Below are 23,158 nucleotides of genomic sequence, written 5' to 3'. Positions count from 1 at the left end.
GTCTTTGGCTTCTACATTTAGAAATACCGAAAAAACACTAAAACACCTTGATGAAAATGTACAACTTATGATAAATATTTATTTAACAAAAGAAAAATCTCAAAAGTGACTTTAGTTTACATAATCCGCATTATCGGCAATCCGTCCGCAGTCTTCGGACATTCAATCTTAACGTCATAATTCAAATTTTTCTTGCACCACTGGTATTTACGTGAGAAAAGGTCTTTACCCATTTCATCACGTACCACATCCCATCGGCGATACATGCACTCAGTAACAAACGTAAACATGTTGGAATAGACGGTCCGGGATATCGTACCGTTTTCCTTCATGCTTGAAAGCTTGTCCAGGACGATAGCAAGACCTTCACGCTCTTTCGTATTTTCAAAGTTAGTGCGTCCAATCTGTTCATCAAATCGGTTAAGGATATCCCGCCAATAGATCTGACCGATGCGGAGCACGTTGTCTATATTGTCTTTTCCTTGAGTCATGAGCTTATTCTCCTGCATAAATTTAGTATTGAACTGCACTTCGTAACGAAAAACACCTTCAAACTTTTCCTTGTTAGCATTATAGAAATTTTTACGTTTTTCGTCGAAATCGTACACTTTCTCTTTCAGTGTTCCTTCGGAGTTTTGTGTTTTAAACTTGTTTCCTTTTTCGTCCTCGAACCAAATCAATGGTTTACGGCCATCCTTCATCGAATAATAACGTTTCTGTTCGGCTTCCTTGTCATAGACAATCACGCGATAAGGGCTTTTCGGTGTTCCCCAAGAAATAGAGCCTTTAATCGGATTTTCTTTATCTTCACAAATAGACCCCTGGCGATTCACACGGCAACGGGATAGCATATTCACGTAATCGCGAGGTTTGCAGAGACCGCTGCAAGTCTTAAAGTTCATGCTCAAGTCAAATCGTCTAATTTCAGCTTTCTTGTAGAACTGGTCGATGATAGTGTCCATAGTACAAGAACTAGACCAGGCAAAGCAATCAAGATCGTAAGCACACATGGCCTGGACACAAGGATAAAGCAGATTTTCTGCAGAAGGCTCTATCCCGCTATTGATGCCGTTTGTGAAATTGTACCACTTGGCAACGGAATACTCAAACGAAAGCACATCTTGCGAGTACATGCCATTCTTGCCCCATCTACGTTGCTCACGCGTAATCTGCATCTTGCCATACCAGGAGCATGCAAATTCACTACGATAGAACGTCTTTTCCTTGTTGATTTCACCGCCCACATTACGATCGCACAGATAGACCGTTTTCGTCGCAGACATGGGCAAAAAGGTATCAATATCAATCAAATCACCGCAGTCAAAATATACGCGCACGGTATCAAGCTCGGAAGAGTACGAGGGTAACACGGCGACATCTCTGGTTGAGTTCTCGCTATCTACTTCGACACAATCTGAAAGCTTGAATTTTTTGTCGTTTCGATGCGACTTGAATTCGCCCGTTACCCTCGATTTTTTCTTTGGACGATTCTCCCCTTCGTACACTTCTTCCTGTTTCAGCTTGACTACATCATATTCCGCCATCTGCGATGACGAAACATGATCCACGAACTGCTGCAACTCTTTACGCGATATATCCTCTACACGCTTGCCAGTACGCTTGTTCTTTAACGTAAAACGCTTATCCGTAGATTTACGGCCTAAGTCGCGTTCAATAACAATAAAATTCTGCCGTTCACTATCCTTGCAGGCATCGAAAAATAATTCCTTGTCAGCCGCAGAAACCTTTTCAATGGAAGATCCATCGCGAACATCAACAATGGCATAGAAAATTTCCCTTGACTTCGATTTTTCCCTTCTCTTTTGGACTTTTTCGGAATCAAGCGGAGTACACAAGTCCACATCGCCATCATAATCCGTAGGATCACCATCCAAGGACGTAAACGACAATACATCGTCATTCGGCAAATCCACAAGCTCATAGCCTGTAAACTTACGAAACCGGGTCTTTGTGTTATTATTCTCAACCATCGCTTAAAATATACTTACCAAAAAAGAAAAAAGCAATACTTTCACTAAAAAAAATAGAAAAAAATTCTACCAAAGGGGGTGCTACTGGCACCCCCCTTTGGACACCGAAATTTTGCCAAGTTTGTAAAATTTTATTTTCATTTAATCATCCTCATAGGAACATGACGAGTCTTATGCTCTTTTGTAACCCCTATCCATTTATTATAATCAAGCCAACCATCGTCAACCTTAATCATGCAACCCTCGAACAAGCCATAAGACCACTCGAAACCCTGTTTTTCCGCTTTCGCACGACACTCACACTTACCGAGCGGATAAGCAATCGCAATGGCAATAGCAATACACAACACAACAGAACACAATAACAGACCGAAGAACATCAATACATCATGGTCGCCATCCCACCACCATCTTACACGGTCCATAAAAGTTATTTCTATACCATGCTTAGTAATCATTCAATTAACCCCTCCACGGATAAAAAGGTTCCAATTCGCCATTTTCATTTTCTCTTCTCGGTAAAAAACGAAAGAAAAAATATCTTTTGCCATTCAAATCTAAACAATATGGATGGTTGGGATATTCATTCGTTATCTCCCTATGATAACAACCGTCATTCGCCTGATACTCCGCAACCCAAACAATTTTCGTCATTTCGCTTGCTCCTTATATGCATCCATAAGAGTCCTTAACGAAGTACGCTTTTCTTTTGACGGGGTACTTGTAAACCGAGCCTGTTTCAAAACCTTCAACATGACTTCTTTTGCCAAAAGCTCATTCACAATGTCACTATTTGACAAACGGTAGCCACGAACTCCTCTCCACTGTTCACGAACAAGCTCAAGATTTTCCTCATTGACATTCACAAGAATTTTCTTCATTTTTTTACCTTCAACTTTTCAATCATTTCCTCAATCTCATGCAACATAACTTCTTTTCCTTCTTCCGGCGAACTTTTAGAAATAATATAGAAAGTCATCAAATGATCAATCATTATGGAATCCGACAGCATTACGCCAGCTTCATCATAATACAAATCATGACATTTCTTCATCTTTTCTGAATCAATCGACAAAATATATTTCCTATTCATGAATACAACTCCTTAAAATACCGACAATCTGATGTTTCGTATAAGCACACTGGCCATCCGGCATCATCAACGAGCACTTAAAACGGCACTTTTCAACATACTCATAACCCAACCTATGCCGCTTAAAGAAATTGGCATAACTCATAACTCCACACCCGAGACACTTATAAACATACCAATGATTTCGATTTTTATCTATCATCGTTTTTCTCCTTTTGAGTTATATAGAATATATATAGAAATTATATAATTGTCAAGAGAAAAAATAAAAAAAAATAAAGTGAGAGTTTTTGGCTCTCACTTGTTACACATTTTAATAATTCAAACGCTTGTAATTACTTCTACTTTGACCTTTTCTTACTTCATATTCAATGTACTTAGCACAATGAGCATAATATGCTTTCCAGTCCTTATGTTGTCGAGCAAGGGAATTACATTCTTCCTTGAACTTAAACAAAGTATATGGTCCGCATCCTGCATCTTTAAGCACATTATAAGTAGTCCGACACATGGCGAAACATTCTTCTTTCGAAAGTTCATCTTCTTCAAAAGGAAGTTCCGTTTCTTCATCTTCATCATAAAGAGGAAGACCCAATTTAGTAAAGAGCTGCTTATTCTGTTCGGTCAACATAACTATACCTCCTCCTGGTTAAAGGTATCAAAAACATCTTCGTTGAAATCATCTTCCCAGTGCATGTTAAGCGGCTGCGGAACGGAGTTTTTCAGAAATTCCAACTTCCAAGGAGACCAATAAATAAGATCGGTCCACTTGAGGACGGTGGAATAAAACTGTTCCTTGTTCTTCACAGACATAAAATCATGCTGGAAATTAGACACATACGCAGGTTCCTGATTATCAAGGTTGAAGTCCTTAATCAACTTGAGAATCTCGAAAGCCCAATCACGAATGTAAAGCCCAGTAAGGTACTTAGTCCATTCGGTGAGTTCGCAAGGTTCCCGGTCAAACAAGTAACCCGTCTTGTCGAAATCCTTGATAACATCCTGCCATTTCCAGACAGTATTATCGCAGATGTTGGCGGACATGTAAAATTCATTCTGCAACGAATTCCACATATCGACAGCCATACGACGCGCACGGCCAAACTTGCAATCTTCCTTGTCGTAAGACTTGACCAACGCCTTGACATCCTTGAGAAGATTGCCAACGGCAGTAATCTTGTCCTTGTCCAAGAAAAGACTTGTCAAGGGCTTGTAATGTACCACTTCAGTAATTTCGAAATGAGGATGTTCGCGACCGTTATCACGTTCAACGGCAATCCAATTCTTAAGCTTTTTCCAAAGCTGCTGTTTGGTTGCTTGGATGACACGCGTTCCGATTTCGGATCCATCCGCAAAGAATACTACCTTGTATTCCTTGATTTTGTTGGGGGTTTTGTTTGTGGTTCTCATGATTTACCTTCCTTTGTTAAAGTGAAAACCAATTTCCTGGCACTCGCACAGGCTCACGAACAACATTCCATTTTGTTATCCGTAAGGCTGTGCGAGTGAGATATAGAGTTCACTCGCACAAAAGTCAGACCTTATTCAATCCTAATGATCAAGAATATAAAGTTGTTCAAGAGTCAATTCCGAACGATAAGCCTGTTCGTATTTTTCCCTATACCACTTTACAGTCTGTTCCCATCTGAACTTCAAACATTCCAAAACTTCTTCTTCCGTTACAGGCTTTCCAAATTTACATTCTTCAACCTCCCGCTTACAGAACGAATACTTTTCGAAATAGAATGCAGCTTTTTGAGATGCTGTCGGATTTTTATGGTTAATAATCATGATTTACCTTCCTTGTTAAAGATTTGTTCCTGGCACTCGCACAGGCTCACGAACAACATTCCATTTTGTTATCCGTAAGGCTGTGCGAGTAGAGAAATTCTATCCCGCACAAGGTTGTTAGACCCGTTTAATCTTCGCTTTCCATTTCTTCTGCATAAAGTTTTGCGCAATCCTTATGCCAAAGTTCTATATACTGTTCACCTGTTGCCAAAACTTCACAATGCATCGGAAACACATTGAAAGGATTAAGAACAAGTTTCCAGCAATACGGACAACGGATAGTTTTGATTTTCATGTTTTACCTTCCTTGTTTTGTAGTTTCTTTCCTGGCACCCGCACAGGCTCACGAACAACATTACATTTTGTTATCCGTAAGGCTGTGCGAGTGTTATAAAACACACGCACAAGGCTGGCTAGACCGTCTTTTCTAACTGATAGACAGCTCTCGGATCTTCCAAGAACCGACTCCAGTCAGTCATGACAGGCAGTACACGTCTTTGAGGAAGTTCTTTCCATTCAAATTTATCATCCGAACAGACTTCACTTCCGTTAGACGTCAGCCCCGATACAGGCTCGATATTCGTGTTACCGAATAACTCTCCCATATCTGCTAGGTTTTTCCTGCTTTTTTTCATGCTGGACCTTCCTTTGTTAGGGTTAACCGTACTCACACAGATTTATATACACCGCACGATGCACATAAAACTGTGCGAGAGAGGAAGGTTTTAAGGTCTCTACAACGACTACAACGTCAATAACGACTACAAGGACAAATATAATCCTTTTTACAGGCATGCGGTAGGAGTTTCTGTTGCCCCTCATAGGGTGAGGGCAACAAAAACTCTAAACAAGGTAGGTAAAACATGAATTCCTCAAAGCAAAACACATTCAACAACATTAAAATAGAGCTTGAAAATGAAATCTTCACTCTCAACGAAATGATTACCAACATCGGAAGGCTCAAGCTCTTCCCGAAAAAGGACGGAACGGAAAAAGTAAACATCCCGCTCAACTTCGGGACTGTCGAAGGCGAATACTTCATGGTCAAGCGCTGCGGACAGGAAGAAAAAAGACGGTACGTCAAAGTAGAACTGCAAAGTTACCACATACATCTTGACTTCTACCCCATCCCGGAAAAGAACGATCCTTGCAATTGCAAATGGTTACATGCTTCCACCAATCATTACATCAACTACCCCGAGAATAAGGATGCAAACAACATCTCGGCAAAAGAAATATTCGAACTTGCAAAAGGTCCACACCTCGACTTCTTGAAGAAGGAAAAAGAACGTTACGAAAACACACTTGCCAATCTTCAAAAACATTTCGACGACCTGTGCAAGATGGCAAACGCACTAAGACAATACATAAACTCGACCGACAACATACCAGTCATCCACAGATACGCTTACCAGCTCGAAGGCAGAAGCATCCATGGACTAATTGATTAACTATCTTTCCTTCCGGTACTCACGTACCTTCCTTGGAGCCATCACGGAGCAATCCGTGGTGGCTTTTTCTTTTGAGAAAAATTTTCGCCCCTCAAAGGGTGAGGGCGAAAATGTTTTCTCCCCTAAACCAAAAGGAAGGTTCAAAATGGACTACGCACATTTCAAAATCATCCGCGACCGCGCAATGAACAACGCATGCTGGAATCGTTTTATCTTCTGGGCATTCAATGAAAAGCAGCTCGAAGAAGGCTTGATGAAAGTCGAAGCGAAGAAGACCAAAAAAGGCAAATGGATGCTGTGCAAGGTCGCCGGTGGCGGTTACATGTCGCCCAAAGGAATCGACTCTTTCCATGCGTTCTGGGATAACTGGGATCGCTACGAAAAGAAGTTCCGCGAAAAAGAAGACTACATCATAAACGGTCTTGTCGATGAATATTCTAACCATGAAGCCCAGTTTGGCATGGGCGGCAAAGCATCCGCAGAAGAATATTTTCCGCATGCAACCGATGCCCAAAAGGCGAAAGCCTGGAAAAAATTCATGACACTATGCCACAAAAACGACTGGTTCTAAACAAAGGAAAAAACTATGGACTTTCAATGTCTTACAACACATCTTATTTCAAGATTCCGTATGCTCCACGAAAATGCAATTATCGCATTCTACGCAGACAGTAAAGCAACGAAAGAACTCCACTTTCAATATATCAAAAATGACATAGAAGTTTGTCAAGCCCTCATCAATCATTTTGAAGAAGAAAAAAAAGGAACGCAACCATGAAAAGTACAAACTCCCAAATTCTCACACTTCTCACCGCACAGGAAGAACTTACCAACTTGACAAAGGACTTCATCAAATCGGAAGAAGAATTCGAATTTGAAAATCCAAATGAATTCGAACGATACAGACATTCAATGTGGTGCTGGCTTGAAAACCTTGAAACATCCATCAAAAAATTCAAGGACGGACTCATTTAACAATCAACCAAAAGGAAAAAAAATGAAACACAAATTTTTCTTACACACAATAAAAGAAATATGGGATGAAGATTGTTACGTCATCATTCCCGGCGAAGAATATGTAGTTCGAAATCCCGACAATAACAAACTCGTCAAACGAAAAGTACACATTTCAGATGTCAATTATAAAGGTGAAAAAGCCAAATATATCAAAGTTGGATGTATAAAATACTTTTTCAATTAAAAACTCAACCAAAAGGAAACAAAACATGCGTAAAATCATCAACGGAAAAATGTACAACACAGAAACAGCAAAAGAAGTTTGCGTCCACAATAACGGACTCGACTTCTCGGATTTTAATTATATCATCGAATCACTTTATAAAAAGAAAAATGGCGAATTCTTCAAAGCCGGCGAAGGCGGACCAATGACCGTTTATGCACACAACTGCGGCAACAATACAAGATGTGGAGGATCAAAAATCATTCCCCTAACTATCGAAGAAGCCAAAAAGTTTGTCGAAGATTACGGTTCAACAGATGAATACATCAAAATATTTGGAGAACCCGAAGAATGACATATAATTCATTCACAGAAGTAATACATTTTCTTCGCACACTCCAATTCATCAAAATTACAGACTTCGCAAATTGCCTAAAGCCACGTCACAAGAACGGCAAGAAAAGAAAATAATTCCAAGCCATGCGAAAGCGTGGCTTTTTTTATTGGACGAAATTTCCCTCCCATGAAAAGTGAGGAGGGAAATTTCTCTCTCCCGTACAAAGGAAGGTCCATCATGGAACAAATTATCAAACAATACCTTGACGAACTGGCAGAAAAAGACCAGCTTTTCAAGGAAAAGTACAATCCCGAACACCTGGAATGGTGCATCAAGTACCTTTACCGACAAGCGAAATTCATAGCCGAACAGACAAAACAAAAGAGCATGATCGCAATAAAGGACGATACCGTATTTCACTGGGCACACGAATACTTCGACGAAAGAATTAACATCCAAGAAGAACAAGAAAGGGCCGCACAGAAAGCACGTGAAGAAGCCTCGAACAAGATCGTTCCTGAACATGACGAAGAAGAGGACGAAGACACGTCCGAACTCGAAACCGACATCAACGCCCGCATCGAAGAAAGCCGACGCAAAGCGGAAGAATACCGCATCCAAAAGGAAAAGGAAGAACGCGACAAGCGGGAACACAAGGACGGACAGACAACAATCTTCGACATCCTGGGAGGCTAATAATGGTCACAAATAACACAAAAAGATTTCTCCTTTTAAATATCCTACAAGATTACGGTGCACACCGTTTTTTTGAAGGCGTCGCAAGAAAAGAACATAACGACAGCAAAGAAAGATTTTTCAACAACAAAGCACTGCAAGATCACAAAAATTTTGTAGACGCCTTGAACAAAATTTTACCTACAAACGGAGATCTACCATGCACAAATTCACAGACAGACTAACAACAGTACGCGGAATTCCCGCCTACGAAATACTGGGATGCACGAAAGAACACAAAGATCCATTCGTCGTGTACCGTGAATACATGACCGGGTACAAGTCTTGCAGGAACCTGTACAGATCCATCTACAACCATTACGAAACGTTTGGCACGCCCGAACATTTCTACAAATACGCCTGCAAAGAAACGCCAAACATCGTCTTTGAAGTTGCCAAACCGGATGAACTCGAACCAATATTCAAGCTCTATCCCGATTTCAAGTACATACGCAAGAAGATGGAAAACTTCTTCCGGAAAGACACCTTCAAGATCCTTGAACACTGGAAACAGCATCCCGAAATGGAACTGCTGCTGAACTTCAACCTACCGAACCTCGCAATGAACAAGACCTTCTTCAAGATGAAAAAGGATCGCCAAAAAGAAATCGTGAAGTTCACACTCCAACACGGGGAAAAAAGATGCTACTTCATGCTTCCCGACATCCTGGGAGCGATGAAATACAATTGCAATCCAAGTGACTACCGTGAGTACAGATTACATACAAAAAAAAGCATAACCTACCCCGAATACCTGGCACTGAAAGCAAATGAAGTCAACCTCTACGACTTCTCCCTTTACAAAGACAGGCTCAAGAGATACTTTCCAGAAAGACTCAAAGACCCGTACTGGACACAGCCAAAGAATCAAAGCACTTTCCTTCGCAGAGAAAAGAAGGTGCTCAAGGAAATCAAGGCCATTGAGGAATTGCGCGACATCGAGAAAGCAAAAGCGAAAGCCGAAGCTTACATCAACGCCATCAAAAAGGTGAAAGGATGGTCCGGCATCTTCAACGGTCTATGCGTATATGTACCGACCGATATCGAAGACTGGAAAAACCAAGCGGACGCGCTCAAACAGTGCCTGGTAAAAAACGACTACATCCAAAAAGTCATAGACAAAAAAAGCCTTGTCGTGTTCATCAAAAAGAAAGACAAACCGATCGCCACAGCGGAATTCGTCGGCAAAGAAATGAAACTCACGCAATTCTACGGCAACGAAGAAAAAAGGAACATCAAGCCGCCCAAATCCGCAAGGATCGCCCTGGATATGTTCACGGACAAATTCATCCGCAAATGCGCCTAAAAGAAAAAATCCTTCCCCTCTAAAGGTGAGGGAAGGATTTTTCCTTCTTGAATTTAAAACCTAACAAGGAAGGTTCAACATGAGTCAAAAAGATTACTTAATCAACGAATTGGGCAGGTTCGGTTTCGACTGGAGAAACGTGGAAGAAATTCCCGACGACCTTCTAGAATTTCTGCCCGAAAACCTCGACAACGAGGATGAAATTTAACCAATCAACATCAAACAAAGGAACATACTATGTGCAATAACATAACCCGCGACAATTCCCCCGCCTTTGACTGCCTGGCAATCACGAACGTACAAGTCTTTCCCTTCAAAGAAGGGGCAGCACTCGGCCACATGAAAGCCCTCGCGACAATAATCATCAACGACCAAATTCAGATTCGCGGTCTCCGCGTGATGGACGGCGAAAATGGATTGTTCGTAAGCTACCCTAATGACCCATTCTATAAAGGCGATGATTTCCGTACCTTCGTATCACCAATAACAAGACAGCTCCGGGAACACATTGAAAACTGCGTGCTTGAAAAATACCAAGCAGCCATCGCATAAAATTTCCCCTACAAAACATCAAGGCCCGTGCGGAATTACCGTGCGGGCTTTTCTGCTAGCATTGAGAAAAATTTTCGCCCCTAACAAGTGAGGGCGAAAATGTTTTCTCTCTCTAAATCAAAGGAAGGTTAAAAATGAAATACAGAGTCAATCTGCTCGACTATCACACGGAAGAAATTGTCAGAACCTCTAGACAAAGCTTTGATTCCTACGACGAAGCCGAGTGCTGGGGTAAAGAACAATGCAGTATGTTTCCGGAAGAAATAACATACGAAGTAACAAACGAAGATGGATCGGAGGTTTAACCATGTTCAACAAAATTCGCAAAAAAATCATCAAATTCCTTCTCAACGATGATGAAATCGTGATTGACACCTTCGAAAAGATGCAATTCGATGCAACAATTCAATCACTAAAAAAGATGAATACGCTGATTGAATGGTACGACAACTACGAACACTCCGCAGATACAAAAGAACTCGTCCATGAAAAAATCGACGACGAAATTTGCTTCCTACTCACTACCGTTTTCAGGCTCTACAACAGACAATCCAAAGGCAAAATCTGGAGCAACTTTTTTTCTCACCTTTAGGAGATTACTATGTTAAGCACATTCTTCTCAACATTCATCACGGTTGCAATCGCCTATGCAATCTTCAAACTCGCAACACTCATCGTCAAAAGCCAATCGGCCTACCGGACGAAACCACTGGAGAAACAGCCAATGACCTACGAACGACTCAAGGAACTTGTCAGCATCTGGGACAAATGGAACTACAAACAAGATACAATCACATGTTTCACGCTGCACGACATTTTCGAAGACGGATCAATAGGTTACAAACCAAAATTATGGATCCACGCAACTAAAACGCAATTCAAAAAGCTGTGCAAAGACAAAGAACTGAAAAGCCGGCTCACCAATAAAACAGATTACTTCTTTGAAGACGCTAAATAAATCTTACCTTCCTAGAGCATCACAGAGCAATCTGTGGTGCTTTTTTTATTGGAATTATCCGCCCCAAAAAAGACGAGGGGCGGATAATCCCATCCACCAAAACAAGGAAGACAAACTATGTACGCAAGCAGCTGGACAAACACTGAAATTCTCGGTTGCATCCTAGGAAACCAGGAACTAGCCCGAAAAATCGAATTTTGTTTCAAAGAAGAAACTCCAAGCATGGATAAACTTTTGAACATCCAAGGAATAGGATTCCAAACAGCACAAAAAGTAATGGCATGCTACGAACTTTCAAACAGATTCCTATTAAAAGAGAAAATAAAAGTAATAGACCCAGAAGACATCATTCCAAAAATTTCCTGGATGAAATACGAAGAACAAGAAAATTTTGTCTGCATAACACTAAACAGTGCAAACAATATAATCGACTGCCATAAAATTTGCAAAGGGTTAGTAAATCAAGTTCCAATACATCCAAGAGAAGCATTCAAAAATGCGATTTTAAACAGTGCAGTGAGCGTAATTTTCGCACACAACCACCCAAGCGGTAACACGCACGAATCCGATGAAGATGTATCAATAACAAGAGTATTATGTGCAGCCGGGAAAATCCTACAAATACCCGTACTGGACCACGTAATAATAAGCAAGACAGGATTCAACAGCCTATGCAGAAAATACCCGGAATTATTCGAACAAACCTTCGGATAAAAGAGAAAATTCCTTCCCCATCCTAAGTGAGGAAGGAATTTTTCTTTTCAACAAAAGAGGTAACAAATGAATTCAATCGACACACAATACGGTATCAAACTATTAATAGGACAATGGAGAGCCGACGAAATCAAGAACGCTCTTACAAAAATCCTAACAACAGAAAACGTCATGAAAGACGTTCTAAACAGCGGAGAAGTTGAAACACTTCAACTTCTTCTCAATTTACTCAAAAACCCTGAATACAAGGAGAAAGAACCATGAACAAAAAAGAAATACTTTCAAAAACACTAGAACTTCTTTCAAATTACTATGATAAAATCGAAGGTGAAAAGAACTGGTGTAAACAAACTCATTTTCATGGCCTTAACAAAATAAAATACGTAGAATACGTTGGAGAACAATGCAAAATAATCGAAGTACAAAAAACACTTACAGAAATGAAAAACAAGGAAAAATAAAAAATGTTCAACCAATACAAACTTTCATGGACCATCGCTTTCTTTGACCACAAAGACCCAAAAGAATGGAAAATTTTCAAAAGAAAATACGAAAAAGAATTCAATTACAGGCAAGGTAAAATTATAAAGAATACCTACACAATGTGGATATTTAATAAAGAAAGAATTGAATGGATAAAACAAAACGCACCAAAAAACTGTTCAATCAAATTCATTCAAATTACTGACAAACAATTCAGTGACATGGAAATTTTCTATAAAGGAGAAAAAATATGATCAAATCAATCACCCCTCTCAGAACAAAAAACGAATTCTGCGAACATTGCAAATGCAAATGCAAAGGAATCCGCATTCCATACCTGATCGAATCGTCAAACGACCCGAACCTCAAAATGCTCCTGTGCAACTGCTGCATAGACATGGCACTAAACGAACAAGGCATACTCCCGGAGGAATTTTAACAAAGGAAAAAAAATGAATGACACAACACATACAATCCACATTTACTACGAAGGAAAAACAAAACTCGAAAGGCACTTCAAAATATCATGGGAAAACTTCAATAAATTTGTTCTCGATATAGCTTTTTGGACAACATGCCGAGTCGAAGTATATCGACCAATTTTTGAAATTTTTTCACTATCTTTTAAATATTTTTATATTGAAGATTACGATAAAATGGAAAAATGGCTAAACAAAAACAAAATAGGAGTATAAACATGAAAACAGCTATTTTCACAATAAGAATATGGGACAACGAATTCATATTTGACAGTGAACAAGATGATCTTGAAACAATCAAAGATATATACGAAAAAAGAATAAAACCCAAATACCCAAACTTCGATTTTGACGTATGGGTTGAAGATGACGAAGATTACGACGAAGAAAACGAATGCTACGGAGAAGCATTTTATCACATACAAGATGGAAAAATAAAATAAAAACAAACAACAAAACAGAAAGACCGGGGAAACCCGGTCTTTTTTTATTGGAAGAGGATTTTATTTCGTTTGAACTAAAGCGATAAACTTATTCATGTCAATTTTTCCATCATCACGATAAATGGAGCTCAAAAACTTTTCAAGAACATCACCACGAGAAATTCTTTTCCTATACGGAAAATAGCAATTATAACGGCATATGCAATAATCAAGATCCCTATATTGTTCCTCAGTCATAATCTTCCTCATAATAGTCTCGATACAAAGCCATGGCATTATCAAAATCTTCAAAACAAAAATTACACAAAACTCCAAACCAATGATTAGAATTATAAGGATAAAGACACACCAAAGTACACTTTTTACATTGTTGGCAAATACCCTTAAAAGGTGCTGAAACTTTACGAATAATCATTTTTTCACCTCGACTTTCTTAGATTCAAGATAGGATTTAGCATCCTCAAGAGTACGATGAGCGCACACCTTAATTATTTTCTTCTGATACATGGATATCCCGTTATCACCACGGACCTCAAATTCGTAAATATCGACATCCCAAAAGCCCGGAGAAAAAACTTTAGAAAGGTCAGCTCCATCCTTCTTATAAAAAACATCATCCTTCTTGTCGATAAAAGTTTCCAAATGGAACTTTGAACCTTCAAGACAAATCAAAGAGACATTCCAGCCATCGCGCTGTTTATCGTCACGTTTGGAACGATACTTAGATTCTCGAACGTTAAAGACATAGCAGAGCATAATCAAGCCTCCTCATACTCACGTTGAAGATAACCTCGAATGCCTAAAGATTTCCAATAAGCCGCTTTACGAAGCCAATACTCATGAACACGGATCCAAAAAGAAGTAGATCCATATTCAGTACGGTCCACCAACATCATATAAACATTGGCATAGTCAGCACGCAATTTACAAATGCAGTACTGTTTGTGATTATATTCAAGATTTGTTAAAAGCTGCATAATTCAACCTGCCTTTTGAATTTTTGGATAATTAAACAAAGATTCCTTCAAATAAAAAGAAACAAAAACAGACACAAAAAAAGCACCAACACAAGGCAACAACGAAGGAGAACCACCCAAAGTCCAAGTCGCTCCAAACAGACCTAAAATAGCACAATGAACACAATAAAAATAAAAAGTATAATCACCGGCATAAGATAAAAACTTCAAAAAAGAAATAGATGATACAGACAACACAATCCATGAAAAAATTGGAAGAAGAACCCAGCAAGCAACAGAACCAGTCCAAGGAGCCATCAAACACAATGGAACCAAACAAATACAATTTTTAAAAGTAAAAGCAGAACGATTACGAGCAAAAAAAACACCAAACAAAAATCCACCATAAGAAGCCATCCAACCCCAATTAAATCCTAAACCCATCAAAACTAAAGCAAAAAATAAAAAAACAACTAAAAGCAAATAAATATTTTGTATAAAACGATAAATAACCATAACACAAAAATATATGACCAAAAACCACGAAGAAGGATACTCAAATACACGAAACAAAATTAAGTATATTAAAGAAAACCAAATAAAATAAAATATAAAAGGAATCAAACGTTTTAAAGATAAATAACGCTTTTGGGTAATTTCCATACCATAACCCGACATAAAGAAAAATACACCAACAAACAAAAAACCGAAATCATTAAAACGTTCAAAAACATGGCAAAAGAAAACGCACAATGCCATCAAAACACGTGCCACAGAAAAAGTTGAATATGATAATCTATCCATTATATCACCTCATAAAACCCCGCCCCCACCGCCTGGGGGCTAAAGCCTCCCGGAAGGCGGAGGGGCGGGGGGCAGGTATGTAGGTTTATTATTTCAATTTTTTCACAATCGAAAGAAAAAGATTAATTATTCGCAGAATCTTGTACATATTCGTAAGCCCTTATATCTTGTTGACGAAGAGAATCTTGTATGCTAAATGAATTAGGCACATGACGAGGAATCGGATATACATCTATTACAAAAAAACTCTTGACTTTATCCCTTGACTCCGATTTAAACAGCAAACCCAATAACGGAATTGAAGAAAGAAAAGGAACGTACCGTTCATAATACTGATAAGAGTCATAGACACCCCAAGCACTTACAGAATCAAGGCCACCACCACCAAAAGCACCGCGAAGAACCGAATTATTTTCGTCACGTTGGGCAAGAGTATATTCAGCACGAACTCCAGCGACCGTATCACGTTGCAAGGTAAGAGTCAATCCATAATCCCGCCATTCGTAATCCGTCTGCGATACGCCCGTAGAATACGTTACTACCCCCTTTTCCTCTTTCCTCTGGCTTCCCCAATGCAGTGTAGTTGACGAATCCAAATCGACCTCTATAGACCTAAATTCAGCTGTAGTGTCATTGACAGATACTGCCTTTAGCGACCACGCTGCAATTAATTTAGGAGCCGACTTCAAATCACCCTGCAAAAAAACCTCGGTCCAATCTACCCCTAACTGATTCAGAAAAGAAGAAGATACAACATAAAAACTTACACGATAACGAGTGGCAGGATAATGCACAGAAGTTTCATAATGACGAACAGAATCCAACATGGCACGTTTTGCGGCACACTTGACTGAATCTGCATGAATATGCTTTGACAAGTCCATAACATCAACTTTATGAACTGCTGTATCAACACACGATATATAACCAACCTGATCCGTCACGCCCTTTTCAGCAATAATCGTATAAGGCTTATCCCTGCCTTTTTTTAACAAGCGATACCCGTCAGCTTTTGCCTGCATAGCAAAAGCCTTGAACGCATCATCAAAAGTCTGTTCATACACATTCATAGGCACAGACATTTCAAAGAATTCCCGCGGTAGTTGAGTACGGCACCAACCATCACGACAAAGAGACGTAATCACCTCACCCCAAGTAAATACGCCCGAATACTCGTATGAATAACGAACATCCTCACGGACAGAAGCCAAAGCCGGCTGGATCGAAAACAAAAGTATTGTTAGATAGATAATACCTTCGCTCACCATGGACCGTAAGGCTCTTTTCGATACAGATTTTTCCACTTTCATTTACTACAGCCTCCTGCCTGGACTCTTCTTGTTTAAAATTATTTTTCTGTTCCACCTGCTCAACTTTCTTCAATTTCTTAGGAGGATGGGAATTCGTTATAGACGACATAAAACTGCCATCCAAAATGATATACCCAGCATACCCAAATACTATTATTGCGAGCCAAACAAATGGAGAACGAAGAAAAACATTATAACTTGTACGATTTTCCTTTACATCTTTCTCTTGATAACTTGAATAAAGCTTAAAAACAGTCGGATCCGGACGATATATTTTTCTTGCCAAATGCCGTCTATCCAAATCCGCACGATCAAAGATGTAATAAACGCAGCATTCTTAAAACCAATGTTTTCAGCTCGCCTCAGAGCATAAGTAAGATGCGTATTCCGCCTAAAAGTAATATCGACAGATTCAATATTCTGCGTAATCCAAACAACATCTACACCAATATGACGATGCTTTGTGAGCCACGGTATAAGGTCGCTCGAAAACTGTTCCTTGAAGTCGCGAGACGAAAAATAGTTCTGAGCTTCGTCAATAACAACAAGAGAATTAATCGGCAAATCTTCGTAGAACTTGCGAATTTTGTCGCGATCCTCATGCCAAGTTCCATCATCATCATAGACACGGCCAAGAACATGAAGATTCTCTTCAACAGATATAGGATCCATATCGTAATAAGTCGCAATATGGGTAACAGAAAGGCCCTCAATGTTCGTAAAGACATTTTTCCCTTCACGAAGAGCTGGCAAAACAAATTTTTCGACCGCATAGCAGCTTTTAAAACTGCCAGGAGTTCCACAAATGGCGAAGATCATGCGAACCACCCCAAAGGTTTCGGACCAAAGGATCCATACACAACACGAAACACAGACACAAGAAGAAGCAAAGTCGCAGTAGTCACCAACATGCCTAAATTTTCCAACAAATGCAAATAACCCATAACAGAAACAAAACATGGCGGCAACTCATCAAACGAACCTAATACAGCATCCCTATATTCATCTAATGGACCCCCGTTCTGGCCAATCGAAGAAGACATAGACGTAAAAACGTTTTTTCCAATCTTGAAAAAGAAAAGGAAAAGACGCATTCCTGTAGCACCAACCAACAAAAAGAACTTTTCCAATATCGTCGGAAAATAAGAAGAAATCAACAAACTAAAAAAAACAAGCACAGGAGTTTTAAACATGCCGACAATAAACTCTAACAAAGGACGCAAGAATCCAAATACACCACCAACGTCAAAAAGCCCTTTCAAGAAGGCTGGAAAACGAGAAAGCCATCCCCAAATCCTAGTCAATACAAGCAAGACCGCACCAATCGCACCTGTTCGAGTGACAGCTTCACCCAAAGCCAAATCGCCCAAAACAGTCACACCCCCGCCTAGACCTTCAGCATTCCCCGTCAATTTACCGCCAACGCCACGCAACCTAGACAGCAGCTTAGGAATAACCCTTGTTACAAGAGCCTTTATGATAGGACCAAGCAAAATAAGCCAACTTATTGCAGTAATCATTTTATTTCTTCCCCGATATAAACCACAAACCAATATAAACGCAAGTCATAGCAGTAACAATACGAAGTATCAAACGAATAAACTCAAACACATTAAGAGGACCGATAACCGGTTTGCAAAGCCCCCAATTCATATCCGGCATAGAAGCAAATATTCCACCAATCTCAGACAACCTAATTACAAAACAATTTTCCGGGCAAGTATTTGTATTAGGGACTTTAGCCCCCAAAGGAGCAATTATAGCCGAATCGAAATTCACCAAGACAAAATCATGACGCAGTTCATCGAACCATTGTTCCATTGTATCCGCAAGAGCGGATTTAGCACTGTCATTCTGTCGCTGCATAACTGTAGCAGCAGAATCCAAATTCATCATTGTATAATTGCCGGACGAAGTTGCCGAACCTGGAGCAAAAATTCCTTCATAAGCACTACTTGCCAACGCACCGCCCAACATCGTACCCAACTGATTAGCAAAACCAACAGCCGACGTATCTATACCGCTCAAATAACCATCATAGACAGAACTAGTATCATAAGACCCCTTCTGCAATTCTGAATAAATCCCATCAACAGAACCCTTTACACCGTCAACGGCACCTTTTACTCCATCAACGGCTCCATGAACAGAACCAACAGAATCCTTGAACGTTACACGATACTCGGAATCCGCGGAAACAAAAGCACCGAAGTACTTCAAAACAGAATCACGGAACGTATTAACATCACCACGCATAGCGTCAATATCCCTACGCAAATCGGAAGTCGCAGTATCTCCATAGCCGAGTATATCACCCATACGCCTTGATATATCATTAATGGCATCATGAATCGCCCTAGCTGTATCCGCCATAGTTTCCCTATAAGACGAATCCTTGTCGCGCAAAGCCTTCAAAGACTTGACAACAGAATCACGTAAGACAACCAAATCATTATGAAGATTTTGCGATCCACCATATCCCAAGACTTGACCGACATCTAAACCCACGGCCTCAATTGCCTTATGAACAGCCTTTAAAGAATCCTGATTCTGTTCATGACGGACAGAATCATTATGCATCATTTCTTTCAGATAATGAACCGTCGTATCTATAATAGAATCAAAACTGAACATATTACTTATATATACCGAATCCCTATTATTCTCTTTCTGATATTTCAAGATCGAATCAAGAACATCAACAGGAATCTTTTTCTTTATAGAATCCAAATACACCTTCAAGGACTCCGCAGAAACACCAACAGAATCGGCCACAGCCTGCAAATATTTTTTGTTGGAATCCGCGATCACAATCAAGTTCATTACATCCTGGTGCAAAGTCGTTGTCGCAGTATCATCATACCCCAAAGCATTCCCGACATTAAAACCAAGAGCATCTATAGCCTGATGGATCGAACGTACAGAATCGTTATTTTCATCATGACGGACAGAATCATTATACATCAATTCTTTCCAATAATGAACCGTCGTATCTATAATCGAATCAAATATGAACAAATTACTTACAGCAATAGAATCCCTAATACCTTCCTTCTGATATTTCAATATCGAATCGAGAATATCTTTAGGAATCGCATTCCTTATCGAATCCAAATGAACCTTCAAGGACTCCGCAGTAATACCGACAGAATCGGCCACAGCCTGCAAATACTTTTGATTGGAGTCATTCTGAGCAGACAAAGAATCCGCAAGACGGCGTAGCCACTTTCTCGTAGAATCGTTCAAGTGAACCACAGACGTTTGAAGATCCGAAATAGAGCCCTGGACATCCGTACCGACAGACAGAATAGCAAGACGCATCAAAGTATCAAATTTCAATGATGCCGAATCAAGTTTCAACAGCTTGAGGACATTTGTATCTAGCTTCAAAAGCTCGGCTATCTGCTCATTAGACAATTCCAGACTAGAATCCATCAAGTCCTTGACACCATTCAAGATACTCGAGTCAATCTCGACAATAGTCTCATTGGACGCATCTGGGCTACACAACGACGGAAATTTAACACAAGTCGCAATTCCTTCGACTACATGCTTTTGCGCTGTCAACGTATCAAGTACAGAGTCAAGCCAAGGACACTCAGAACATCCTTCCGGATAATTTGTACCGTTCCCCGACGAGCCACCGCCACCATCACCGGACGAACCGCCACCGCCCGAAGAACCGCCAGCACTACCGGAAGAGCCTGTAGATGACGACGAACCACCATAGCATTCCTCCACATAACGGTTCATCATTTCTTCAGATCCATTTGGATCATGACACGTATAGTTTTCACCATTCGTTATAAATCTCGATTGCGTCATGCCACACCGAGCAGAAGGCACAAGAGGTTGAATACATACATCACCAATTTTAGGCGGAGCCTTCGTAAGAGCACAACATGCGGCTGTCATTTCTTCCTGATTTTTTTTCATTGCCGGACCGTTACAAATATCACAATATCCCATGCAACAAGGTTCACCTCCCTCACCAGCACGAATACAAGATCCAGTAAAAGACCCCTCCAATGTACCCTCACAAAGCGACTTCTGAGCATCACAGACACTAGCAGGACACGGCATCTTGCACTTGCAAGAATCCGGATCATAATCCAATCCCTGTTGCTGGCAAAACAACTGCTGGGCTTCGCAAGGATCCGAACAGTACGTTACCTCAAAGTTCGCACGTGCTGAGAAGTCCATACCAACACAAGATTGAATAAATTGTGACGAAGTAACAAAAGCCCCCTCAGCATCACCATCACATCTAAAAGTCACTGTACCACCATTGTTACACCCTGTACCTACACCACTTGCCGACCCACTAACATTATAAGATTCCAACAAACGCGACGGACACCCACGAGTACAAGACGAATTTCCACCACTACATCCGACTTCCACATTCAATGTATTACAAACGGCATAAGAATCGACAACAAACACGAAAAAGGCGACAAGGAATAAAAGCACCCCCATCGACGGAGCTGTATTCTGCCCGGGATTAATACAGTTATATATGCCTATTCCTTGTCGCATTTTCTACTTACGTCCTTTCTTGCGATTTTTCTTCATCGAATCAAAACGGTTACGGGCATAACCATCACATTCACCAATGGCCTGGCCAAACTTCATGACATCCGATTTTTTGGAATTCTTTCTCCAGCAATCACACTCCTTAAGATTTGCATAAGGACTACTAGGAGACATGCACATAAGCACGTTCACACGGCCATCTTCGAGAATAAAGTTTGTCGGGTACTTTTCGCCCAAAAAACGGGCTATGGAGTCATTATATCGCTTCGCAAACGAACCATAACGGACAACATTTTGAGAATCTATTTTTGCCTGACGCAAACTGTCATTATAACGTTTCTGAAAATACTCCTTATGCATCAAGGAGTCATTGACGTGCATAACTTTCTTTATCGTAGAATCGGTATATTCAAGAGCTTTGGATTGAGCCTTGACCTGCTTATAGATAGCAGCAATCTCTTCCTTGCAGTCATAACGATAGCCCTCATTATAACCATCCTCATAGCCACGAGCATCACCGATCTTGTGACCCACAAGAAAAGATAGAGCGCTAAAAATAGAAACCAAAAGAAAAATTTGAGTTTTGTTCATACTTACCTGCCTTTTTGATGTGAACAAAATCAATATAAAAATTCTTTAATTATGAAATACCAAAAGAAACATCCAGCCGTAAAGCCAAACAAAGTCCAAATTCCGGACCAAAAAATGCTAACTGCAAACGCCAAAGTAATCATAAGATATAAGGATGGGCGAAAAGCAAAGCGATCCGCCCACCCACTGCATGGTATGCAAGACTACTTGCCTGCGCCACGATTGATGAGCTTGATCACCACGCGGACGCCAGCGACACCAACGACAACTGCGAGAGCAACAGGAGCGGCCTTGGAGAGAACACCGTCAAAAGACGGATCGGACGCCGGCCACCAACCCGGAGGAGTAGGAGTGTTTGCAAAGGATGCGACAGCCATAACGCCAGGAATTGCCATGAGTTTTTTCAACATATTTCTACCTCTTTAGAGATTGTGTTTTTATCGCCCTGCAGCACGATTAATGAGATGAAGCACAACACTAAAGCCACCTGTAGCCAACATAACCGCAGTAGCTAATTTGAACCCCGTCCAAAAACCGCTTTCAGCGACATTTTGTAGTTCTTGCGACAGCGTATCCGGCAAATCAAGGAATCCGCTAGATGAAGATACTTCCTCGGCATACCCGAAACATGCCAATACGAGTGCAGTTATCGCAAGCCTACATACCATGCTTTTTAAACCTTGTTAAAGTTTTTTCAAATCAACGTACTTCCAATTCTTAATGGCATCCACGTAAAAGCGGAATGACGGACGACCGTTCTGCCCAGCAAACTGTTCAATACGTGTTTCAAGGTCCGCAATGCGCGGGAAAGACTTTTCAACATCTTCCTTGGAAGGGATAACACCATCGGGAAGAAGAGTATCTCCCGCATCCTGGAAGATATTGTAAAGAACCTTCTTTTCAACGTCGAACATATCGAACGTCAAAAAGAGCTTGCCCTTCGAAGTTTCCTTTTTACCTTCGAAGGAGCGGAAGTTAAGAATGAGAGCTTTCATTTTGATTTCTCCTGTTATTTGTGATTTCGCGGGACTTGTTTTTTACACAGATTGGCAGTTCGGGGCAGTCCCAGCAATCCCCGCAATCGTTATACTTTTTTGTCCAGATATCCCAAAAACTCAAAACATCAACCTCAAATAATGCAGAACGAACGCGACTGCAAGAGCCAAGGGAATAGCGACAAGCAATGTAAGCAGACAAGCCTTTCCGAAAGACATAGACTATTCCCCACTTGCAATTTTATAGACTGGTGCGGGAACGAATCGGAAAGTACGTAGCAAATCCTGCTCGTGAGACAGGAAAAGATGCGGCATAATCCGCATTATCGGCAATTAAAATATAAAAAAAGGGGTGAGGGGTTTAACCGAATCGTTTCATTATTAAACGTAATTAATGGTTTGATGATTGGCACGTTTTTTGCTAAATTTGGGTCGAAAATGTAAAACACTCGC

At 40.4% G+C, this 23,158-nt stretch carries 38 protein-coding genes; 18 read left to right on the top strand and 20 right to left on the bottom strand.

The window, feature by feature from the left end; genetic code table 11:
- Positions 1–116: 116 nt before the first annotated feature.
- From IKG78_RS17695 to IKG78_RS17650, 10 genes are all read right to left on the bottom strand, one after another.
- Complete coding sequence (locus tag IKG78_RS17695) at positions 117–1,991, bottom strand: hypothetical protein (RefSeq protein ID WP_290945949.1); 1,875 nt, start codon at positions 1,989–1,991, stop codon at positions 117–119.
- Between the two features lie 137 nt (positions 1,992–2,128).
- On the bottom strand, positions 2,129–2,449 hold the full coding sequence (locus IKG78_RS17690) for a hypothetical protein (RefSeq protein ID WP_290945948.1): 321 nt from the start codon (positions 2,447–2,449) through the stop codon (positions 2,129–2,131).
- A gap of 4 nt (positions 2,450–2,453) precedes the next feature.
- Positions 2,454–2,645 (bottom strand): hypothetical protein, encoded by a 192-nt coding sequence (locus tag IKG78_RS17685; RefSeq protein ID WP_290945946.1) that lies wholly within the window; start codon positions 2,643–2,645, stop codon positions 2,454–2,456.
- The gene (locus IKG78_RS17680; RefSeq protein WP_290945944.1) at positions 2,642–2,872 is read right to left on the bottom strand and encodes a hypothetical protein; all 231 of its coding nucleotides are present in this window, start codon (positions 2,870–2,872) and stop codon (positions 2,642–2,644) included. The genes IKG78_RS17685 and IKG78_RS17680 overlap by 4 nt, the downstream gene beginning before the upstream one ends.
- On the bottom strand, positions 2,869–3,084 hold the full coding sequence (locus IKG78_RS17675; protein WP_290945942.1) for a hypothetical protein: 216 nt from the start codon (positions 3,082–3,084) through the stop codon (positions 2,869–2,871). Before IKG78_RS17675 ends, IKG78_RS17680 begins: the two co-directional genes overlap by 4 nt.
- 313 nt (positions 3,085–3,397) lie before the next feature.
- Complete coding sequence (locus tag IKG78_RS17670; protein WP_290945940.1) at positions 3,398–3,715, bottom strand: hypothetical protein; 318 nt, start codon at positions 3,713–3,715, stop codon at positions 3,398–3,400.
- Positions 3,716–3,717: 2 nt separating this feature from the next.
- Entirely contained in the window at positions 3,718–4,494 is a 777-nt protein-coding gene (locus IKG78_RS17665) for a hypothetical protein (RefSeq protein ID WP_290945938.1), read from the bottom strand.
- Positions 4,495–4,635: 141 nt separating this feature from the next.
- Positions 4,636–4,875, bottom strand: coding sequence for a hypothetical protein (locus IKG78_RS17660; protein WP_290945936.1), 240 nt, complete (start codon positions 4,873–4,875; stop codon positions 4,636–4,638).
- Positions 4,876–5,002: 127 nt separating this feature from the next.
- Positions 5,003–5,170 carry a hypothetical protein gene (locus tag IKG78_RS17655; protein WP_290945934.1) on the bottom strand — a complete coding sequence of 56 codons (168 nt, stop codon included), beginning with the start codon at positions 5,168–5,170 and terminating at the stop codon, positions 5,003–5,005.
- Positions 5,171–5,288: 118 nt separating this feature from the next.
- Positions 5,289–5,480, bottom strand: coding sequence for a hypothetical protein (locus tag IKG78_RS17650; protein WP_290945932.1), 192 nt, complete (start codon positions 5,478–5,480; stop codon positions 5,289–5,291).
- 258 nt (positions 5,481–5,738) lie between these two features.
- Between IKG78_RS17650 and IKG78_RS17645 the strand changes: the two genes are divergently transcribed.
- From IKG78_RS17645 to IKG78_RS17560, 18 genes are all read left to right on the top strand, one after another.
- Positions 5,739–6,326: a hypothetical protein gene (locus tag IKG78_RS17645; RefSeq protein ID WP_290945930.1), complete on the top strand. Its 588-nt coding sequence runs from the start codon at positions 5,739–5,741 to the stop codon at positions 6,324–6,326.
- A 145-nt stretch (positions 6,327–6,471) separates the two neighbouring features.
- A complete protein-coding gene (locus IKG78_RS17640; RefSeq protein ID WP_290945928.1) occupies positions 6,472–6,897 on the top strand; it encodes a hypothetical protein in 426 nt (141 codons plus the stop codon).
- A gap of 60 nt (positions 6,898–6,957) precedes the next feature.
- Positions 6,958–7,104, top strand: a complete 147-nt coding sequence (locus tag IKG78_RS17635) for a hypothetical protein (protein ID WP_290945926.1) — start codon at positions 6,958–6,960, stop codon at positions 7,102–7,104.
- On the top strand, positions 7,101–7,301 hold the full coding sequence (locus IKG78_RS17630) for a hypothetical protein (protein ID WP_290945924.1): 201 nt from the start codon (positions 7,101–7,103) through the stop codon (positions 7,299–7,301). The genes IKG78_RS17635 and IKG78_RS17630 overlap by 4 nt, the downstream gene beginning before the upstream one ends.
- A 251-nt stretch (positions 7,302–7,552) precedes the next feature.
- Complete coding sequence (locus tag IKG78_RS17625) at positions 7,553–7,861, top strand: hypothetical protein (protein WP_290945922.1); 309 nt, start codon at positions 7,553–7,555, stop codon at positions 7,859–7,861.
- A 219-nt stretch (positions 7,862–8,080) separates the two neighbouring features.
- A complete protein-coding gene (locus IKG78_RS17620) occupies positions 8,081–8,539 on the top strand; it encodes a Cas9 inhibitor AcrIIA9 family protein (RefSeq protein ID WP_290945920.1) in 459 nt (152 codons plus the stop codon).
- A gap of 199 nt (positions 8,540–8,738) precedes the next feature.
- Positions 8,739–9,884 carry a PcfJ domain-containing protein gene (locus tag IKG78_RS17615; protein ID WP_290945918.1) on the top strand — a complete coding sequence of 382 codons (1,146 nt, stop codon included), beginning with the start codon at positions 8,739–8,741 and terminating at the stop codon, positions 9,882–9,884.
- A gap of 79 nt (positions 9,885–9,963) precedes the next feature.
- Positions 9,964–10,092 carry a hypothetical protein gene (locus tag IKG78_RS17610; protein WP_290945916.1) on the top strand — a complete coding sequence of 43 codons (129 nt, stop codon included), beginning with the start codon at positions 9,964–9,966 and terminating at the stop codon, positions 10,090–10,092.
- A 29-nt stretch (positions 10,093–10,121) separates the two neighbouring features.
- Positions 10,122–10,436, top strand: a complete 315-nt coding sequence (locus IKG78_RS17605; RefSeq protein WP_290945914.1) for a SpoVG family protein — start codon at positions 10,122–10,124, stop codon at positions 10,434–10,436.
- A gap of 134 nt (positions 10,437–10,570) precedes the next feature.
- Positions 10,571–10,741: a hypothetical protein gene (locus IKG78_RS17600; protein WP_290945912.1), complete on the top strand. Its 171-nt coding sequence runs from the start codon at positions 10,571–10,573 to the stop codon at positions 10,739–10,741.
- Between the two features lie 2 nt (positions 10,742–10,743).
- Positions 10,744–11,028 carry a hypothetical protein gene (locus IKG78_RS17595; RefSeq protein ID WP_290945911.1) on the top strand — a complete coding sequence of 95 codons (285 nt, stop codon included), beginning with the start codon at positions 10,744–10,746 and terminating at the stop codon, positions 11,026–11,028.
- A 9-nt stretch (positions 11,029–11,037) separates the two neighbouring features.
- Positions 11,038–11,394, top strand: a complete 357-nt coding sequence (locus tag IKG78_RS17590; RefSeq protein WP_290945909.1) for a hypothetical protein — start codon at positions 11,038–11,040, stop codon at positions 11,392–11,394.
- Between the two features lie 117 nt (positions 11,395–11,511).
- Positions 11,512–12,108, top strand: a complete 597-nt coding sequence (locus IKG78_RS17585) for a JAB domain-containing protein (RefSeq protein WP_290945907.1) — start codon at positions 11,512–11,514, stop codon at positions 12,106–12,108.
- Positions 12,109–12,174: 66 nt separating this feature from the next.
- Positions 12,175–12,372, top strand: coding sequence for a hypothetical protein (locus IKG78_RS17580; protein WP_290945905.1), 198 nt, complete (start codon positions 12,175–12,177; stop codon positions 12,370–12,372).
- A complete protein-coding gene (locus tag IKG78_RS17575; RefSeq protein ID WP_290945903.1) occupies positions 12,369–12,569 on the top strand; it encodes a hypothetical protein in 201 nt (66 codons plus the stop codon). The genes IKG78_RS17580 and IKG78_RS17575 overlap by 4 nt, the downstream gene beginning before the upstream one ends.
- Before the next feature lie 3 nt (positions 12,570–12,572).
- Complete coding sequence (locus tag IKG78_RS17570) at positions 12,573–12,845, top strand: hypothetical protein (RefSeq protein WP_290945901.1); 273 nt, start codon at positions 12,573–12,575, stop codon at positions 12,843–12,845.
- Positions 12,842–13,030 (top strand): hypothetical protein, encoded by a 189-nt coding sequence (locus tag IKG78_RS17565; RefSeq protein ID WP_290945900.1) that lies wholly within the window; start codon positions 12,842–12,844, stop codon positions 13,028–13,030. Before IKG78_RS17570 ends, IKG78_RS17565 begins: the two co-directional genes overlap by 4 nt.
- Positions 13,031–13,288: 258 nt before the next feature.
- Positions 13,289–13,513 carry a hypothetical protein gene (locus IKG78_RS17560; RefSeq protein ID WP_290945898.1) on the top strand — a complete coding sequence of 75 codons (225 nt, stop codon included), beginning with the start codon at positions 13,289–13,291 and terminating at the stop codon, positions 13,511–13,513.
- A gap of 411 nt (positions 13,514–13,924) precedes the next feature.
- Here the strand turns inward: IKG78_RS17560 and IKG78_RS17555 are convergent, their stop codons facing one another.
- The 10 genes from IKG78_RS17555 to IKG78_RS17510 form a co-directional block, all read right to left on the bottom strand.
- The gene (locus IKG78_RS17555; protein ID WP_290945896.1) at positions 13,925–14,269 is read right to left on the bottom strand and encodes a hypothetical protein; all 345 of its coding nucleotides are present in this window, start codon (positions 14,267–14,269) and stop codon (positions 13,925–13,927) included.
- A 2-nt stretch (positions 14,270–14,271) separates the two neighbouring features.
- Positions 14,272–14,490, bottom strand: coding sequence for a hypothetical protein (locus tag IKG78_RS17550; protein ID WP_290945894.1), 219 nt, complete (start codon positions 14,488–14,490; stop codon positions 14,272–14,274).
- Positions 14,491–14,493: 3 nt separating this feature from the next.
- A complete protein-coding gene (locus tag IKG78_RS17545; RefSeq protein ID WP_290945892.1) occupies positions 14,494–15,273 on the bottom strand; it encodes a hypothetical protein in 780 nt (259 codons plus the stop codon).
- A 122-nt stretch (positions 15,274–15,395) separates the two neighbouring features.
- Positions 15,396–16,583 carry a hypothetical protein gene (locus tag IKG78_RS17540; protein WP_290945890.1) on the bottom strand — a complete coding sequence of 396 codons (1,188 nt, stop codon included), beginning with the start codon at positions 16,581–16,583 and terminating at the stop codon, positions 15,396–15,398.
- 213 nt (positions 16,584–16,796) lie between these two features.
- A complete protein-coding gene (locus tag IKG78_RS17535) occupies positions 16,797–17,402 on the bottom strand; it encodes a zonular occludens toxin domain-containing protein (protein ID WP_290945889.1) in 606 nt (201 codons plus the stop codon).
- Complete coding sequence (locus IKG78_RS17530; RefSeq protein WP_290945887.1) at positions 17,399–18,103, bottom strand: hypothetical protein; 705 nt, start codon at positions 18,101–18,103, stop codon at positions 17,399–17,401. The genes IKG78_RS17535 and IKG78_RS17530 overlap by 4 nt, the downstream gene beginning before the upstream one ends.
- Before the next feature lies 1 nt (position 18,104).
- Positions 18,105–21,122, bottom strand: a complete 3,018-nt coding sequence (locus tag IKG78_RS17525) for a hypothetical protein (RefSeq protein WP_290945885.1) — start codon at positions 21,120–21,122, stop codon at positions 18,105–18,107.
- Between the two features lie 3 nt (positions 21,123–21,125).
- On the bottom strand, positions 21,126–21,710 hold the full coding sequence (locus tag IKG78_RS17520; RefSeq protein WP_290945883.1) for a hypothetical protein: 585 nt from the start codon (positions 21,708–21,710) through the stop codon (positions 21,126–21,128).
- Between the two features lie 203 nt (positions 21,711–21,913).
- Positions 21,914–22,120 carry a hypothetical protein gene (locus IKG78_RS17515; RefSeq protein ID WP_290945881.1) on the bottom strand — a complete coding sequence of 69 codons (207 nt, stop codon included), beginning with the start codon at positions 22,118–22,120 and terminating at the stop codon, positions 21,914–21,916.
- A gap of 273 nt (positions 22,121–22,393) precedes the next feature.
- The gene (locus IKG78_RS17510) at positions 22,394–22,705 is read right to left on the bottom strand and encodes a hypothetical protein (RefSeq protein ID WP_290945879.1); all 312 of its coding nucleotides are present in this window, start codon (positions 22,703–22,705) and stop codon (positions 22,394–22,396) included.
- Positions 22,706–23,158: the final 453 nt, after the last annotated feature.

The organism is Fibrobacter sp., assembly GCF_017545445.1.
Classification (GTDB): domain Bacteria; phylum Fibrobacterota; class Fibrobacteria; order Fibrobacterales; family Fibrobacteraceae; genus Fibrobacter.
Note: the sequence above shows the minus strand (reverse complement) of the source record. Positions and strands in the feature narration are given on the sequence as shown.

Coding starts and splice junctions, on each gene's coding strand:
- IKG78_RS17685 (WP_290945946.1), bottom strand. CDS start 2,645: ATGACGAAAATTGTTTGGGTTGCGGAGTATCAGGCGAATGACGGTTGT.
- IKG78_RS17645 (WP_290945930.1), top strand. CDS start 5,739: ATGAATTCCTCAAAGCAAAACACATTCAACAACATTAAAATAGAGCTT.
- IKG78_RS17640 (WP_290945928.1), top strand. CDS start 6,472: ATGGACTACGCACATTTCAAAATCATCCGCGACCGCGCAATGAACAAC.
- IKG78_RS17525 (WP_290945885.1), bottom strand. CDS start 21,122: ATGCGACAAGGAATAGGCATATATAACTGTATTAATCCCGGGCAGAAT.
- IKG78_RS17635 (WP_290945926.1), top strand. CDS start 6,958: ATGCTCCACGAAAATGCAATTATCGCATTCTACGCAGACAGTAAAGCA.
- IKG78_RS17665 (WP_290945938.1), bottom strand. CDS start 4,494: ATGAGAACCACAAACAAAACCCCCAACAAAATCAAGGAATACAAGGTA.
- IKG78_RS17610 (WP_290945916.1), top strand. CDS start 9,964: ATGAGTCAAAAAGATTACTTAATCAACGAATTGGGCAGGTTCGGTTTC.
- IKG78_RS17535 (WP_290945889.1), bottom strand. CDS start 17,402: ATGATCTTCGCCATTTGTGGAACTCCTGGCAGTTTTAAAAGCTGCTAT.
- IKG78_RS17580 (WP_290945905.1), top strand. CDS start 12,175: ATGAATTCAATCGACACACAATACGGTATCAAACTATTAATAGGACAA.
- IKG78_RS17565 (WP_290945900.1), top strand. CDS start 12,842: ATGATCAAATCAATCACCCCTCTCAGAACAAAAAACGAATTCTGCGAA.
- IKG78_RS17625 (WP_290945922.1), top strand. CDS start 7,553: ATGCGTAAAATCATCAACGGAAAAATGTACAACACAGAAACAGCAAAA.
- IKG78_RS17690 (WP_290945948.1), bottom strand. CDS start 2,449: ATGATTACTAAGCATGGTATAGAAATAACTTTTATGGACCGTGTAAGA.
- IKG78_RS17520 (WP_290945883.1), bottom strand. CDS start 21,710: ATGAACAAAACTCAAATTTTTCTTTTGGTTTCTATTTTTAGCGCTCTA.
- IKG78_RS17680 (WP_290945944.1), bottom strand. CDS start 2,872: ATGAAGAAAATTCTTGTGAATGTCAATGAGGAAAATCTTGAGCTTGTT.
- IKG78_RS17575 (WP_290945903.1), top strand. CDS start 12,369: ATGAACAAAAAAGAAATACTTTCAAAAACACTAGAACTTCTTTCAAAT.
- IKG78_RS17590 (WP_290945909.1), top strand. CDS start 11,038: ATGTTAAGCACATTCTTCTCAACATTCATCACGGTTGCAATCGCCTAT.
- IKG78_RS17670 (WP_290945940.1), bottom strand. CDS start 3,715: ATGTTGACCGAACAGAATAAGCAGCTCTTTACTAAATTGGGTCTTCCT.
- IKG78_RS17655 (WP_290945934.1), bottom strand. CDS start 5,170: ATGAAAATCAAAACTATCCGTTGTCCGTATTGCTGGAAACTTGTTCTT.
- IKG78_RS17620 (WP_290945920.1), top strand. CDS start 8,081: ATGGAACAAATTATCAAACAATACCTTGACGAACTGGCAGAAAAAGAC.
- IKG78_RS17615 (WP_290945918.1), top strand. CDS start 8,739: ATGCACAAATTCACAGACAGACTAACAACAGTACGCGGAATTCCCGCC.
- IKG78_RS17570 (WP_290945901.1), top strand. CDS start 12,573: ATGTTCAACCAATACAAACTTTCATGGACCATCGCTTTCTTTGACCAC.
- IKG78_RS17550 (WP_290945894.1), bottom strand. CDS start 14,490: ATGCAGCTTTTAACAAATCTTGAATATAATCACAAACAGTACTGCATT.
- IKG78_RS17660 (WP_290945936.1), bottom strand. CDS start 4,875: ATGATTATTAACCATAAAAATCCGACAGCATCTCAAAAAGCTGCATTC.
- IKG78_RS17600 (WP_290945912.1), top strand. CDS start 10,571: ATGAAATACAGAGTCAATCTGCTCGACTATCACACGGAAGAAATTGTC.
- IKG78_RS17630 (WP_290945924.1), top strand. CDS start 7,101: ATGAAAAGTACAAACTCCCAAATTCTCACACTTCTCACCGCACAGGAA.
- IKG78_RS17530 (WP_290945887.1), bottom strand. CDS start 18,103: ATGATTACTGCAATAAGTTGGCTTATTTTGCTTGGTCCTATCATAAAG.
- IKG78_RS17675 (WP_290945942.1), bottom strand. CDS start 3,084: ATGAATAGGAAATATATTTTGTCGATTGATTCAGAAAAGATGAAGAAA.
- IKG78_RS17595 (WP_290945911.1), top strand. CDS start 10,744: ATGTTCAACAAAATTCGCAAAAAAATCATCAAATTCCTTCTCAACGAT.
- IKG78_RS17585 (WP_290945907.1), top strand. CDS start 11,512: ATGTACGCAAGCAGCTGGACAAACACTGAAATTCTCGGTTGCATCCTA.
- IKG78_RS17560 (WP_290945898.1), top strand. CDS start 13,289: ATGAAAACAGCTATTTTCACAATAAGAATATGGGACAACGAATTCATA.
- IKG78_RS17695 (WP_290945949.1), bottom strand. CDS start 1,991: ATGGTTGAGAATAATAACACAAAGACCCGGTTTCGTAAGTTTACAGGC.
- IKG78_RS17650 (WP_290945932.1), bottom strand. CDS start 5,480: ATGGGAGAGTTATTCGGTAACACGAATATCGAGCCTGTATCGGGGCTG.
- IKG78_RS17515 (WP_290945881.1), bottom strand. CDS start 22,120: ATGTTGAAAAAACTCATGGCAATTCCTGGCGTTATGGCTGTCGCATCC.
- IKG78_RS17545 (WP_290945892.1), bottom strand. CDS start 15,273: ATGGATAGATTATCATATTCAACTTTTTCTGTGGCACGTGTTTTGATG.
- IKG78_RS17605 (WP_290945914.1), top strand. CDS start 10,122: ATGTGCAATAACATAACCCGCGACAATTCCCCCGCCTTTGACTGCCTG.
- IKG78_RS17510 (WP_290945879.1), bottom strand. CDS start 22,705: ATGAAAGCTCTCATTCTTAACTTCCGCTCCTTCGAAGGTAAAAAGGAA.
- IKG78_RS17555 (WP_290945896.1), bottom strand. CDS start 14,269: ATGCTCTGCTATGTCTTTAACGTTCGAGAATCTAAGTATCGTTCCAAA.
- IKG78_RS17540 (WP_290945890.1), bottom strand. CDS start 16,583: ATGAAAGTGGAAAAATCTGTATCGAAAAGAGCCTTACGGTCCATGGTG.